Source organism: Deferribacter autotrophicus, assembly GCF_008362905.1.
GTDB lineage: Bacteria > Chrysiogenota > Deferribacteres > Deferribacterales > Deferribacteraceae > Deferribacter > Deferribacter autotrophicus.
In genome coordinates, this window is sequence record NZ_VFJB01000005.1 from 179,776 (window position 1) to 195,497 (window position 15,722).

At 32.5% G+C, this 15,722-nt stretch carries 10 protein-coding genes; 9 read left to right on the forward strand and 1 reads right to left on the reverse strand.

Features of this window, described 5'->3' with window-relative positions; all coding sequences use genetic code 11:
- Positions 1 to 3 precede the first annotated feature (3 nt).
- Positions 4 to 546, reverse strand: coding sequence for a bifunctional pyr operon transcriptional regulator/uracil phosphoribosyltransferase PyrR (gene pyrR, locus FHQ18_RS06790; protein ID WP_149266418.1), 543 nt, complete (start codon positions 544 to 546; stop codon positions 4 to 6).
- Between the two features lie 191 nt (positions 547 to 737).
- On the opposite strand from pyrR, the gene FHQ18_RS06795 reads away from it, so the two are divergent.
- The 9 genes from FHQ18_RS06795 (at position 738) to FHQ18_RS06835 (ending at position 15,635) form a co-directional block, all read left to right on the forward strand.
- On the forward strand, positions 738 to 3,599 hold the full coding sequence (locus FHQ18_RS06795; protein ID WP_246798671.1) for an anaerobic glycerol-3-phosphate dehydrogenase subunit C: 2,862 nt from the start codon (positions 738 to 740) through the stop codon (positions 3,597 to 3,599).
- Positions 3,584 to 4,789, forward strand: coding sequence for a hypothetical protein (locus tag FHQ18_RS06800; RefSeq protein WP_149266419.1), 1,206 nt, complete (start codon positions 3,584 to 3,586; stop codon positions 4,787 to 4,789). The genes FHQ18_RS06795 and FHQ18_RS06800 overlap by 16 nt, the downstream gene beginning before the upstream one ends.
- A complete protein-coding gene (locus tag FHQ18_RS06805) occupies positions 4,786 to 5,514 on the forward strand; it encodes a hypothetical protein (RefSeq protein ID WP_149266420.1) in 729 nt (242 codons plus the stop codon). Before FHQ18_RS06800 ends, FHQ18_RS06805 begins: the two co-directional genes overlap by 4 nt.
- A gap of 126 nt (positions 5,515 to 5,640) precedes the next feature.
- Entirely contained in the window at positions 5,641 to 6,963 is a 1,323-nt protein-coding gene (gene miaB / locus FHQ18_RS06810) for a tRNA (N6-isopentenyl adenosine(37)-C2)-methylthiotransferase MiaB (RefSeq protein WP_149266421.1), read from the forward strand.
- 6 nt (positions 6,964 to 6,969) lie between these two features.
- On the forward strand, positions 6,970 to 7,449 hold the full coding sequence (locus FHQ18_RS06815) for a bifunctional nuclease family protein (RefSeq protein WP_149266422.1): 480 nt from the start codon (positions 6,970 to 6,972) through the stop codon (positions 7,447 to 7,449).
- Positions 7,437 to 8,567, forward strand: coding sequence for a metallophosphoesterase family protein (locus FHQ18_RS06820; RefSeq protein ID WP_149266423.1), 1,131 nt, complete (start codon positions 7,437 to 7,439; stop codon positions 8,565 to 8,567). The genes FHQ18_RS06815 and FHQ18_RS06820 overlap by 13 nt, the downstream gene beginning before the upstream one ends.
- Positions 8,564 to 11,572, forward strand: coding sequence for an AAA family ATPase (locus FHQ18_RS06825; RefSeq protein WP_149266424.1), 3,009 nt, complete (start codon positions 8,564 to 8,566; stop codon positions 11,570 to 11,572). Before FHQ18_RS06820 ends, FHQ18_RS06825 begins: the two co-directional genes overlap by 4 nt.
- A 480-nt stretch (positions 11,573 to 12,052) precedes the next feature.
- Positions 12,053 to 15,421, forward strand: coding sequence for an AAA family ATPase (locus tag FHQ18_RS06830; RefSeq protein ID WP_149266425.1), 3,369 nt, complete (start codon positions 12,053 to 12,055; stop codon positions 15,419 to 15,421).
- Positions 15,414 to 15,635 (forward strand): hypothetical protein, encoded by a 222-nt coding sequence (locus FHQ18_RS06835; protein ID WP_149266426.1) that lies wholly within the window; start codon positions 15,414 to 15,416, stop codon positions 15,633 to 15,635. Before FHQ18_RS06830 ends, FHQ18_RS06835 begins: the two co-directional genes overlap by 8 nt.
- Positions 15,636 to 15,722 lie beyond the last annotated feature (87 nt).

Consider the following 15,722-nt stretch of genomic DNA (forward strand, 5'->3'; position numbering starts at 1 on the left):
CCCTCACTTAATATTTTTACTAATGCTGATACTATCTATTCCATCTAGTTCTTTCAATTTTACATTTATTCGTTCATCAAAACTGGTGGGAACGTATTTCCCTTTGTAATTAGGCTGGATAGGAAGTTCTCTGTGACCTCTATCAATCAACACGGCAAGAATAATCTTTTTTGGCCTACCATAGTCCATTATGGCATCAAGAGCGGCTCTTGCTGTCCTTCCTGTAAAGATCACATCATCTACAAGTATGATATTTTTATTTTTTACATTAAAAGGGATTTCTGTGCCTCTTATAATGGGAAACTCCGAAATTTCCGTTAAGTCATCTCTGTAAAGAGTGATATCCAGATATCCTATTTCGATATCCTTATCTTTAAACTGTTTTATCTTCTCCCTGATTCTATCAGCTAGTATGGCACCCCGTCTTTTGATCCCTATTATTTTAGTGTTTTCAAAATCAGTACATTTTTCTAAGATTTGAAACGTTAATCTTGTAAGGATGTTATCAAGTTCGTGGGCATTTAAGATTTCTTTTTCATATTTCATAACTGCCTCCTAGTTAAAAAAAAAGCCTTCCGGATTAACCGGAAGGCTTTTTAGCATATTTATTTTATAAACCTAAAACCTATGAATATGTTCAACATCAGCAACCCTTGTTGATATTGTCAATTTTTAAAACAGATGTCAAGATTTTTCATTGATTAATCTTTACTTTTTTGCATCTGTTATTATATTCTATGAAAACTTCGAAACTTGAATGGGGAGTGGAGATGCCGCAACTTACGGATAATATTTTTGATGAATTGCACGAGATAATTAAGGGGGATGTCTATACCGATAAACTCAGAAGGTATATGCATTCCACGGATGGGAGTATTTACAGGGTAGAGCCATCCTGTGTCGTATATCCAAAGGATGAAGAGGATGTAAAATCTGTAATTGATTTTGCTTTGAAATATGGTTTGTCAGTGCATCCTCGTGGTGCAGGTAGCGGGTTATGTGGTTCTGCTATCGGTAAAGGTATTGTGATAGATTTTATGAAATATATGAACAGACTTCTGGAAGTGAATTATGAAGAAGGTTATTTCGTGTGTGAACCTGGCTATCGTTTTGGTGAACTAGAGAAAGTAATTTCTAAAGAAGGTTTTTTCTTCCCACCTGATCCTTCCAGTGGTGAATATACATCCTTTGGGGGTATGTTCGGAACAAATGCCAGCGGTGCGCATTCGGTGAAATATGGCAATGTTTCAGATTATGTGCTTGATGCAGATATTATTTTAAGTAATGGTGAGAAAATTGTTATTTCTGAGGTTTTAAAAAAGGATTATGATGAACTGGATGATAATTTAAAGAGAATTTATGATCTTTATGAAAAGAATAAAGAAAAAATTGAATCAGCTTACCCCCCTGTAAAATATAATGTGACAGGGTATAATCTGAGGGAGCTTGTAAAAGGTGGGAGGCTCGATTTATCCAAGCTGTTCTGTGGTGCCGAAGGTACTTTGGGAATTGCTACAAAGCTAAAGTTTAAAATAATCCCAAAACCTAAATATGATAGTCTTATTGTGGCTTATTTTGACGATATTATTGCCAGTGCAGAAGCAGTGCAGCTTATTTTGCCCATGGGGCCAAGTGGAATAGAAATAATGGATAAATCGCTTTTGAAGATTGCCAAAGATAATGATGAGACTTTACGTGATAAAATTCCTGATGGGATAGATAATGTATTGTTAATTGAGTTTGATTCCTTTGATAAAGATGAAGCGAGGTTGATGGCTGAAAAGGCTAAGGCACTTATAGAAGAGCATGGTTTAACAAATAGTGCTTTTTTGGCAGTGGAAAAGGAGGAAAAGGAAAAATTCTGGGCTATTAGGAAAGCTGCAGTACCGATACTGTATAAGTTGAAAGGGAGAAAGAAGATTTTAGCTTTGATAGAGGATGCTGCAGTACCTACTGATAAGCTTGTTGAGTATTTTAAAGGGCTGTATGCTCTGCTGGAAAAACATAAAGTTGATTTTGTTATTTATGGACATATTGCGAAAGGGTTACTTCATACAAGACCACTGCTTGATTTGCAAGATCCTCATGATATAGATTACTTGAAAATATTAGCTGATGAGGTTTTTGAGCTAGTAAATTCTCTGGATGGTGCCATTTCGGGTGAGCATGGGGATGGAAGGATTAGAAGTTATTATATAGAAAAACAGTATCCTGAGATTTACCACCTTTTTAAAGAGGTAAAAAATATATTTGATGAGAATAGTATCTTTAATCCTGAGATAATAACCCATAGTGACCCATATCAGGTGAAAAAATTCTTAAGATTCGGCAAAGATTATCGAAGCTATGATTTACCTAATAAATTGCTTGTATGGAGTGAAGGCTTTCTTGATGAAGTGGAAAAGTGTCATGGATGTTCAAAATGTACCACCGTAACTGAAGCAACAAGGATGTGTCCTATTTACAAATTCACAAGAGATGAGGCGGCTGCGCCTAAGGCTAAAGCTAATATTTTAAGAGCTTTGGTAAGTGGTGCCATTGATGATAAGGCTCTGTTTGATAAAGCGTTTCAATATGTAATAAATCACTGCGTGAATTGTGGAAGCTGTTACAAAGAATGTCCTTCAAATGTCAACATTCCCAAAATGGCTATGGAAGCAAGGGCTCAATATGTTAAAAAATTTGGTGCCGGAATCGAGAAAAAACTTGTAGTAAGTGTTGAATTGGCTGCAAGGACTACAAGAAAGATTTCGCCACTGCTTGAAAAAGTTATGAAGCCGAAAATTGTAAGAAAAATAAATGAATTATTTACAGGGCTTGCTGAAGAAAGAGAGTTTATTGCTTTTAAGAGTAAATCACTTTTTGAGCAAGTGGAAAGGGAAGAGGGGGCAGGTGATAAATCGGTACTTTACTTTACAGGTTGTTATGCCGGGTATATAGAGCCAAATATAGGGCTATCTACCATAAAACTTTTAAAGGCCATTGGATACAAAGTTTATATTCCAGATCAACATTGTTGCGGTTTGCCTATGATTTCAAAGGGGATGGTGGACAGTGCCAAAAAGAAGGTTAAGAAGAATTTGTCAAAATGGGGAAATCTCATTGATAAAGTAGATTATATTGTGGTTTCCTGTTCATCCTGCGGATTATCATTGCTACAAGAGTGGGGGTATCTGTTAAATACGGAAGAGATTGAGAAGATAAAAAGTAAGGTTGTTCATATTACAAAACTGTTAAACGATAACCTTGAAAAGTTAGAAATAAAACCTGATGGTAAAAAGTATGCCTATCATATGCCTTGCCATTTGAAGGCTCAAAAGTATGCTAACAGTTCTATTGATCTAATGCAAAAAAGTTTGGGCTATGATATCAAAAATTTAAATTCTCACTGTTGTGGTATTGCAGGAAGTTGGGGGCTTTCCGCAGAAAATTATGATTTGAGTATGGAGATTGCCTCTGATTTACATAGAAAACTCAATGACTCAAATGCGGAAATAGCGGTTACCGATTGTCCGACATGTAGAATACAGATGGAACATATAAGTGATAAACATGTTTTGCATCCTGTGGAGGTGCTTGCTAAGTGCTTAAAAGATTAATAGTTTTTTGTTTTTTTATTTTTACTTTTTTCTCTACTTATGCCGAAGATAGCTCAGACTATTTTTTGGCGGTTTCCACTTACAAGGATGGTTTTTATGATGTGGCGGAAATGAGTTTGCATGATTATCTGAAAGATGCGGAAGATAAAAAGAAAATTTTATTTGCAAACTATCTACTTTACAAAATAAACTTTAAAAAGAAAAATTTTGATGAGGCACTGAAATATATAGAGCTGATTGAAAATACAAAGGATGAAAGAATCAATTTTAAGGATGTTAAAGCTGATAAACTGTTGATTCTTGCTACGAAAGACTGTAAAGTAGCCAAAAGGTATTTGGATAAAAACTTTTTTAATGAGACTTTAGCTGCCTATTTAAAATCAAACTGTTCCGTGGATAAAGATATTTCTAAAGAGAGTTTAAAATTAAGATTGCCAAATGATATGAGATTGCTTCTTGCCGTAAAACTTAAAGATTATCCTGATGAGGTGGTAAAACAGTTTTCGAAGCTCAATGTGAAAAAAATTGCAAACAAATATAAAAAATCTTTTGCCGTGTATTTTTATAAAAATAAAAAATACGATTATTTTTGGAAAATATACAATCTTTATAAAGACAGTGACCTTGTGAATCTTGCTCTGGAAAGGGTTTGGAACTTGAAGAGGTATGATTCCTTTGTTAAGAGTTTTGAGATAAATAGAAAGAAATTCCGTGTTAACAGTGTGAATTATTGTAGAGCTTATGAAGCGTATAGAAAGTTGGGTAAAAGCGCTGATTGCAATTTGCTTGATAAATGTTTTAAGAAGAAAGATGGTGCTTATTATAAGGCAAAATTATCCTGTTATCAAACTAATAACGATAAGGAAGGGTTTGTTAAAACTTTTTCTATTACTTTCAATAAATATAGGAATGTTGCATGTGAGTTTGGAGTGTATGGATATGAGATTGGTAAAGTAGGCATAAACGATTTGCAAAAATGTGATAACAGGTATGATATTGCTGAACAGCTGATTGCAGATGAGAAGGGAGAAGCAGTGTTGAAGCTTATGAGCGTTGATAATAGTGATAAGGGAAAATATTATAAGGTATTGGCATATTTACTTTTAGAGGATACAAACTCAGCGGAGAAAGTTTTTAATTCCATTAAAGATGAAAAAATAAAGAAGGAATTGTTGAAATTGTTACAATGAAAAAGGTTATAATTTTAATCGCGGTATTATTTTTGATAGCTGCCGGTACAGTTTGGTATTATTTAAACAGTGCTACTTATAAATTGTACAGGGAAGCTGCAGCTTTGGCGGAAGAGGAAAAGTATCATGAGGCGTATGCAAAGATTATTGAATCTTTAAAATATTATAAATTCAATAAGAAATCTCTGGTACTGAAGGCAAGACTTTACAAGATAATCAAAGCTGAAGAAGACTATAAAAAGGCTGAAAGACTTTACAAAGAGGCAAAAAAAGCGTATTTTATAGAAGATTATGAAACGGCAAAAAAATACATCGCCGAGTGTTTTGATTTGTTAATTAATATTCCAAGCGATGTACCTATTAAAGAAAAAGCCGATATGCTTCTTGAAGAAGTAAAAAAGGATATTGATAGATTTTCTATAGTGATTTCTAAAGCATATATTAATAAAGCATTAACTCTTTCAGCTAAAGGCGATTATGTGGCGGCATATGAGTATCTGGAAAGGCTAGGGTTTGAAAATGAAAAGGTGAAAAGATTGAAGATGGATTTTGCCTTTGAAATCGGAAATAAAAGGTACACTTATGTGCTTTCCCATAAAGGGAGTGCTGATAAAACTTATATTAATGATGCAATATATTGGCTGTCAAAGGTGGATAAAACACATCCAAAATATGAAATGGCTCAGAAAGAGCTGAAAGTGTTGAAGGGTTTATTAAGTAAATGATATATTTTGTTTTGAGATTGCTTCCCCGACCAACCGGTATATACATCTTTGTGAGGATCCGCCCTGGAGCGGAGAAAAAACAATTTTAAAAATAAGGAATTAAGAGAGGAGTAATAGGAGTAAGATATGAGTAAACTTTATATAAGAACCTTTGGTTGTCAGATGAATGAATACGACTCAGAGAGGATTGCTTCTGTTTTTGCAGAGCGTGGTTATGACTTAACAGATAATATAAAAGAGGCTGATTTTGCCGTTATCAATACGTGCAGTGTAAGGGAAAAGCCTTATCATAAGGTGGAGAGTGAGCTTGGCAGATTAAAGTTTATGAAAAGAAATAAGCCTAATTTTAAAATAGCTGTATGTGGTTGTGTTGCGCAGCAGGATGGCGAAAAGTTTCTTGATAGATTTGACTATGTGGACTTGGTATTCGGGACAAGTGCTATAAACAGGCTTCACTCTTTACTTGATCTGGTAGAGCAAGGAGAGAGAGTATGTGATGTAAATGAAGCGGAGGATGAGCTTTCCATCCCTGTTTTTGCAAGGGAAAAAAAGGTATCAGCTTTTGTAACGATTATGAAGGGGTGCGATAACTTTTGCTCATACTGTATTGTACCTTATGTCAGGGGTAGAGAAAAGAGTCGTAAACCTGATGAAATATTGGATGAAGTAAAATATCTAGTGGATAATGGAGTAAAAGAGGTTACTCTCCTTGGACAAAATGTAAACTCATATGGGAAAAACCTTGATGAAACAATTACTTTTGCAGAGCTACTTTATAAGGTTCATGAGATAAATGGGCTTGAAAGATTAAGGTTTGTTACTTCTCATCCAAAGGATTTTGGTGATGATTTGATTTTTGCCATCAGGGATTTACCGAAAATATGCGAATATCTTCATTTGCCTCTACAGGCAGGCTCAAGCAGGATTCTTAAACTAATGAATAGAAAATATTCTTATGAAGAGTATAGAGATAAGGTTTTAAAGGCAAAAGAGATGATTCCTGATTTAGCACTGTCTTCCGATTTCATTGTGGGATTTCCAGGTGAAACTGAAGATGACTTTGAGATGACATTAAAGGCTTTGGAAGAGATAAGATATGAATCTATTTTTGCCTTCAAATATTCACCAAGACCGAAAACTAAAGCAAGCATGTGGGAAGATGATGTGAGTGAAGAGGAAAAATCAAGAAGGCTTGATGAAGTTTTAAAACTTCAATCGAAAATTACTGAAGAAATTAATAAGAGTTATGTGGGTAAAGTACAAGAGATATTGGTTGAAGGGGTTAGCAAAAAGGATAAAAATGTTTTTTCGGGTAGAAACAGGCAAAATAAGGTTGTAAATATTTTGTCAAATTATAAATTAAATATAGGTGATATTGTTACCGTTGAAATTACTGAAGCTAAAAAGAATTCATTATTGGGAAGAGTGGTTGAATATGCTGGGAGGTAGTATTTTATGAAGGAAGCATCTGTAAAATGTGTGATTAAGGATCCTCTTACTTCACGTTATGTTTTAATACTTGAAACAAAGGATGGTTTTTATATACCTATTAAAATAGGTGTTTTTGAAGCAGAAGCAATTTATACAGAATTAAATCAGATTGTTCCACCAAGGCCAATGACATACGATTTCATAACTGGTATTTTATCTGCCATTGATGATGTCAAGGTTGAAAAAGTGATTATAGAAGATTATGAGGACGGTATATTTAAAGCGAGTCTTTATTTAGTAAATGGGAGTAGCTGCAAGGTAATTGATTGCAGGCCTTCTGATGCCATAGCCCTTTCTTTAAGAGTAAAATCACCTGTTTATATTGAAGAGGTTGTGCTAAGTAAGTGTAAGTGTTTTACAAAAGATTGTATTAAAGGGGAAACAGGCGCAGATATTTTAGAAGAAATCTTAACTGACCAGGGTACTACCTATTGGGATGTGTAAGGTTTATTCATTTTGCTGACTTACATATTGGAAGAAGTTTATCTTTTTTAAGAGCTCATGGAGATTATGAGCTTTTCAAAAGTGTTCTTCACTTTATAAGTGATTTAGCGGATAAATATGATGTAAGTTTCTTTGTTTTACCGGGAGATATTTTCAACTCCACTATTATCGATTATAAATTCAAATTTCTTTTTGCAAATTTTTTAAAAAAAAATAGTAACAGACGTATTTATTTTTTATCCGGCAATCATGATCCTTTTGAAAACAGGTTTTATGATTTTTTTAGAAATTATGATAATTTTATAATTTTTGATGATAATGAAATTACATTTTATGATGAGGATGAAATATGTGTTGCCGGGGCTAATCTTGATTTTTCTTTAAGAAGTGTGAATCCTTTAAAGAAATATGATAAGGGAGTTTTTAAGAAACCCACTGTTTTTCTAATGCACTCAAATTTCACCGGAATTGTCAGTGACCATGAGAATTACCTCCCTGTCGGGTTTAATGATTTGATAGGATTTGATGTTCCTTTTTATCTAGCAATGGGGCATATTCATCAATTTTATCTTGAGACGGTTGATAATGTTACGGTCTCTTATCCTGGTTCACCTCTTCCCGTTAGAATTAATGAGGTAGGGGAGAAATATTTGAATCTAGTTGAATTTGATGGTTATAATTTTTTGGTAAAAAAGATTATGACAGGCATTGTAATTCATGAAAAAGAGCTGAATGTAACAGAAGATGACAGGTTGGAAGATCTTTATGATAAACTATCTAAAATTATTTCGGACGAGTTTTATTATTCTGTTAAAATAAAAGGTGTTGCAAACGGAAGTTTGAAATGGGAATTGATGGAAGCTAAAAGAGATTTGCTGGATGAATTTACGAATATTGTGGATATAGCAGATGAAAGCTTGACTGCTCTTGAGTTGAAACAGATTGATAAAATGGGAGTTTTTCAAAAATTGTTGTATGAGGAGTCTATAAAAGATATGGAAATATTTGATGAAAGTATAAAGAAGCTAATCAAGAAATATGATATTGATTTTGATTATGAAAAATTGAAAAAAAATGCTTTATCCTACTTATTTGCCAATATTGCGGATGATGAATGATAGTTAAAAAATTAAATTTAAATATTGAAAATTTATTGGATGTTAAGTTTACTTTTGATAATAGTGTAAATGTGATTTATGGCGAGAATGAAGCCGGAAAAACTACAATTTTAACTTTTTTTAGGTATTTGTTTTTTCCGAAAGAAAAAAAAGCGAAACCATGGTATATTTCAAACTTTTCAGCAGATACTGTGATTCAATTTTATGAAGAGGATTATGTAATTAATTTTGATAACAATAATCTCAGAGTTATTCCTTCTGAAAGAATTTTCTTGAATATTAATGAATTGTTTGATTTTGAATCTTTCAAAAATAGTTTTGCTATCACTCAGGAAGAGCTATTTAAAGTGGAATATTTTGATTTACTTAAAAAGAAGAGGGAGTTGTTTTTAGGCGTCTCAGGTCTTTCTTATTCTAACAATTTGTCTGAACTATTTAATTCCTTAAGAAAAGATATTGATAAATTATATAAACAAAGAGGGAGAAAACCGTATATCAACCAGCTTAAGGATAGGTTGAAGAGTTTAGAGAAAGAGATAAGTGAAGCTAAAGATGAAATTCAGGATGTTGATTCTGATCTGATCAGAAAAAAAGTGCTTGAAGAAGAACGTCAAGATTATGAGAAGCGAATTATTGGTTTAAAGAAAGAGATAGAGAATATTAGAAAACTACTAACCCCTTTTGAAAGCTATCTTGAAATAAGAAATAAAAAGCAGAAATATAACGGGTTGTCAAAGGAAGTGATAGTTGATGAGCAAAGCTTTAATAATATAAAAAGGTTAAGAAAAGAAATGGAGGAGGTAGAGAGGTCAATTGAGGAGAAAGTCTATAGACTTTCTGTTTTAAAGGGTGAAATTGGGAAAATAGATTATGATATAAAAAGAGATTTACTTGATAAATTTAAAAAAGGTTATTTTTTGTATGGTGATTATGATTTTGATGAACTTTTTCACAAAAAGGAAAAACTAGAATTAGAAATAAACAATTTTTTTGAAAATGTAGAATTTAATATTGAGGAACTTTCGATTGTAGAGAAGAAGATTAAGAAACTGTTAAATAATTACAATTCTTTAAAGCAAAATCTTGAGTTGTATAATACAGAGTATGAAAAGAAAAAGGGTATTTTGACAGCTGTCGATGAGAATGAACTAAAAGAGAATCTATTTCGATTGAAAAAGAAAAGAGAAAAAATAAGAAATTTGATTGACATACTTCGGGAGAAAGAAAAAATTTTAAGTAGGATTAATGAACTGGATGAACATTTAAAAGATATTGATTTAGAAAAACTGCAAGATTTAAATACAAAACTTAGAAAGTTTAATAACAATCCTTTGGTTGATTTTGATGAAAAGGAAATCGAGAAAATAAAAAGTTTATTGCCAAAAATAAAGTTGATAAGTTTTTCCCTTATTTTAGCAAATATTTTAGGTTTGGTATTTGCAATCGGTAAAAATATTAGTTTTCTAATTGTGGGATTAGTTCTGTTGTTTTTAATTTCTGCATCAAGTTATTTTTTATATTTTAGGTTATTAAGAAAATTTAAGGTATTTTCATATAAAGAGTTTTTGGAATATTTTAATGAATTTCAGAATCTTAAGAATTTAAAAAATGAAAACATCGATGATGTTCTAAAAAAAATAAATGAGATTGAATTTCTGAGAAAGGAGAAAGAATCTTTAATAAATAAGTTGAAGCAGTTTGATGATGTTGTGGGAGATATGGAAACGTTAGATAGAGAGCTTTATGAGGTGGAAGAGGAAATTGACGGATTAAAGCAAAAATTGGCTGGGTTGAAGATTTTGAAAAGTGAGTATGATGAATTAGTTACAAATATTGAGAAAGTAAAAATGGATTTGGGAAGAATAGAGTTGGAAATTAAAAGTTTTGGGTTTAATCTGGAAGATGAAGAAAAGATTTTATTGGATATAGAGAAGGTAAAAAATTTAATTGCCGAGAAGAAAAAAATTGATGATCTCATTGTTAATATAAATGATTTTAATCGTACTGTTAATAGTTTAAAAAATGAATTGAAGCTTAGTGATGATATAAGTCTTGATGAATTAGCCGAATTTGTAGAAAAAGTGGTAACAGGGCAGGATTACAAGTTGAAATTGGAAAGTGAATATAATTTAACCCAAAGTGAATTGGTGCAGTTGAGAATAAAATTTAAAAATTTGCAAAAGAATGTAAAAGATATTTTTGTTAAATTTGGAGTGAATAGTTTCGATGATATGGAACTTGGTTTTGAGAATTTTAAGGTGTTAAAAGGCTTAAAGGAGGAAATAAAAGAGCGTGTTTCCACTTTTGAAAAGCGTTTTGGTATTGAGTATGAAGATTATTCAAAAAGAGTGGAAAATATTTCTGAGATACAGCTACAAAATTCTTTAAATGAAAAAATGAGTGAAATGGAACATTTGCAAAGAAAATTGCAAGAAGTGGCTGAAGAGATCAGTAGATTGGACGAAAGGATCAATATTTATTTAAACAAGGATATTCTCCATGAAAAAGAGAGTGAACTTGAGAAGTTAAAGGGTGAGTTTAAAAGTAAGCTGGAAGAGTTTGCTGTAAAAAATCTTTCTTTGAAAATTTTGGAAAATACATTGAAAAGGTATGAAGAAGAATATCAGCCTGAATTATTGCAAAACAGCTCAAAATATTTTGAAAGGTTTACTAACGGTAGATATAAGCAAATTCGAACAAATATAGAGGGTAATCTTTTTGTTTTGAGTAATGATGATAGGATAAAGGAGATAGATGAGTTATCTGCTGGGACGAAGGATCAGCTTTATCTTGCATTGAGGCTTGGATATATTGATTTGATTGATAAAAAATTGAAGTTACCTCTGTTTTTTGATGAAGTTACGGCAAATTTTGATGATGAAAGAGAGCAAAACTTTTTGGAAACATTGGAAAAAATAAGTGATGATAGACAGATTTTCATTTTTACTTGTAAAAGAACATTAGTTTCAAAACTTATTGAGAGATTTTCTATTTTCGAGCTTTAAATTTACATGATTGTTTATTGATTATTATGTAAAATTTCACTTATTTGCCATTTTGAATAGAAGAAAAATCATATGTGAGATTGTTTCGCTTTGCTTGCAATTAATGATAAAAATTATTATGAGTGAGTTGTTGGCAGAACGATGACTGTGAGTGGGCAGGTTAGTTGTAAAAGTCTGGCATCACCCCACTTTTTTATAGATTATATGATTTATCAACCAATTGAGTTTAATATAAGCCCAGAAATAACATTTCCTTCATTCTCGCAAAACGTCCAGTTTTGCTCCGAGGCAAGTTCCTCTAAAACCGCCGTCCATGGCGGTTTTATTGGAACTTGAAACCAGGAAATGTTATTTCTGGGCCTAATGACAATGTATAATTTTGCAAAAATGTGGTGATGCCAGTTGTAAAAATTTCTGGAAATATGGGGAAAATTTAGGTATATTTAGCAGTTAATTTATTTAGCGGAAATTGGGTGACGGATGAAATTTAAAAGATTGATATTAAACGGATTTAAATCTTTTGTGGATAAAACAATAATCGATTTTCCCGAAGGTATTACCTGTGTAGTGGGTCCCAACGGTAGTGGTAAAAGTAATATTTTAGATGCCATCAGGTGGGTTTTTGGAGAACAAAGCCCAAAAGAGCTGCGTGGCAATAATATGGAAGATGTCATTTTTGCAGGTAGTGAAAACAGAAAACCTGCAGGTTTTTGTGAAGTGACACTGGTTGTTTCGGATGTCTCTGAGGAGATAGCTGAAAAATGGGGGACACTGTCGGAAATTTCCATTTCCAGAAAATATTATAGGACAGGTGAGCGAGAATATCTCATCAATGGTAGAAAATGTAGGTTAAAGGATATAAAGGAGCTTTTTTACGACACCGGGATTGGCGCAAGAAGTATATCTATTATTGAGCAGGGAAGGGTGGAAAAGATAATTCAAGCATCTCCTGAGGAGTTGCGATTGTTTTTTGATGAAGTTGCAGGAGTAACCAAATTTAAAGAGAGAAAGAAGGAAGCTTTGAACAGGTTATCCCATACAAAAGAGAATTTGCTTCGTCTTGCCGATATCCTTGGTGAAGTGGAAAAGAATAAGAACGTTTTGGAAATTCAGGTTAAAAAGCTGGAAAGATACAGAGAGATAAAGCAAAGATTGGATTTTTTGGAAAAAGAATATTTATCCAACAATTTTGTTAAAGTGAAATCTGACTATACAAATTTGTTGACTGACTTAAATGATAAAAAAGTTACTTTGAGTACCAAAAAAAATGAATTGCAGACATTAGAAAGTGAACTGAAAAGCAATAAAAATATATTATCAGAAAAAAGAGGAACTTATTCTAAGGTTACTGACTCAATTATTGAACTTAATAATAATATTTCGAAAATAGAAAATGAGATTGCTATTTTGAAAAATAATATTGAAAGTGCCAGCAGGAGGAAAGAAGGATTAAGGCGGGAAATACGAGAGGGTGAAGAGAAACTAAAAGAGTTGAGTTATAAGAAAAGCGAAATTCTAAAGCAGCTTGAGGATATTGAAAAGAATCGTGAACAACTTTCTAATCAAATTAGTGAAAAGGAAGAGGTTATTGAAGAATTTAAATTAAAAATAGAAACATTAAAGGATGAACTGGATGAGTTTGATAGCCAGTTTTTGGATTTGAATGATGCAATTACCGAAAAAAGAAACCAAATAATTAAGCTTGAGACCGAGATTGATTCTGCAAAACGTCAGATAAAAGGGAAAGAGGCAGAATTTGTTGGATTATTGGAGGAACTGAATAAAAATAAAGAGAATATAAGTTCTCTTGAAAAAGAGCTTTCTGATATTGAGGAAGATAAAAATATTTATGAAGATAAGTTGAGTTTGATACAGAATGAACTTATAGCCGTTGAAAAAGATATTAGCCAGTTGAATGAGAAAATAAAAGAAAAGACGATCTTGAAAAATTCTCTTGAAAAAGAATTAAAAATTTTAACTACGCAACTTGATAAGTATACCTTTGGGCAGGATAAGGTAAGTTCTGATCTTAAGGAAATTCAGAAAGGTTATATTACAGATTTTATTAAAGGGATGGATGATGAGGTTAAACTTGAGTTTGGCGATATAGTTGTTTTTGCTGATGAGGATAAGGATAAAGTTTTTGAGTTGATTGGGAAAATGCAAAATGGAATTAGATTCACTTTTGTTTCCATGTTAGAGGAGATTGAGAAAAATATTATAGGCCTGGATTCCCAAAAAATTGATGACTCGCTAATCTGTGTAAACAAAATATACAGGAAAATGGGGAAAGATGATAAATCTATAATGATTAAGGAGATTAGAGAAAGGATTTCGCAGATTGAAAATGAGTTAAAACAGGTTAACGAATCTATTGATATAATGGGAAAAAATTTAGAAGAGAGGCAGAAGAAGCTGGACAATTTAAAGTCTGAGCATGAGAAATTTACTAAAGTTATAAATGAAAAGAAATTGGTTTATGAAAGAAAATCTGCAGAACTTTCAAATCTTAGAAATTATATTGAAAAAGCTGAGAAATCTATCGCTATAGTAGAAAAGGAAAAAGAAATTTTACAAAATTCCATCGATGCTGCTGAAAAAGAGATTTTAGGGTTGAAAGGTGATATTGAGACGAAAGCGGAAAGATTAAGAGAGATTGAAAATCAGAAGGATGACGTTGAAGGAGAGCTTGAATTTTATGAAGAGAAAATTGATTTAGAAAAAGGTGAACTTACAGATTTACTGGTGGAAAAAAGAGGTTTGGATGAATCTTTTAACTCTTTAAATAGAGAATTGCGTTATTTTGAAAAAGAGTTAAACTCAACATTGAACCAGATTAAAGCAAAACAGGAGCGATTGAAAAAACTTTTGACCGTAGACATTACAAACTGGGAAGAAAGCTTGAATGAGAAAAAGGAGAAAAAAACATTATTGGAAAAAGAAAAGCATAATGTTTTGATGCAAAAAGATATGTTGGAAGCCGAAATAAATGAATTGGAACAGAATGTAAATACAAGTGAAACAGCAATTGCTAAAAAGAGGGGAGAGATTGAGGCAATTGAAAGGGAAGTCTACGATATTGAGATTAAACTTGCCGGTTTGCAGACGAAATTATCGAATATCAGGGATCAGTTTTATAATAGCTTTGGGCTTAATATTGAAACCGTATGTGAGGAGTATATTAGCGAGAGTTTTAGTGTCAGGAAAAACAGGGATGAATATAAGGGGTTGCAGGAAGAGGTAGAAAATTTGGGCCCACTAAATATGGCTGCGGAAGATGAATACAAGTCTTTGGTTGAGCGTTATGAATTCTTAAGTAAACAGAGAGAAGACCTTGAAAAATCCATTGAGAGTATTCAGAATTTGATAAATGAAATTGATGAAACCACTGTGAGTAGATTTAAAACCACCTTTGAGCATGTGCGTCAAAATTTTCAAGATGTATTTAAAACCCTTTTTGGTAACGGTAAAGCTGAGTTGAAACTCACTCAACCTGAAAATATTCTTGAAACAGGTGTTGAGATTTTTGTTCAACCGCCTGGTAAAAAGTTGACAAACATGAATCTGTTATCCGGTGGAGAAAAGGCTATGACTGCCTGCACACTACTTTTTGCCATGTTTCTTTATAAGCCTACACCGTTTTGTTTCCTTGATGAAGTAGATGCCCCTCTTGATGAGGCCAATATTGATAGATTTTTGAAAATTGTAAGAAAGTTGTCAAAAGATACACAGTTTGTCATCATTACTCATAATCAAAAAACTATGAGTGATGCTGATTCCCTTTACGGGATAACAATGGAAGAACCAGGAGTCTCAAAGGTTCTATCTGTGAGAATGGAAAATGTTTAGGAGTATTCAAAGCGATAGGAAGATGATTATGATAGATGAAATGGGGGAGATGGTATTTAGCTGGAATATAAAAAAAGAAAAATGGTATGATTTTCTCATGATTGTTAATCATCTTTTGAATGCTTTCAAAGGAAAAGATTATATTAATGCAGTGAGTTTCTTTTTTAATAAGGGGAAGGTTGCTGGCGCCACCCCATTATTTGTGGAGGAATAGCAATTATATATGTATTATTAGTAGATTACATAGTAAATACAGTGGAAAAACATTTTTCTCATTCTTGTGGCACATCCCGTGCCACTG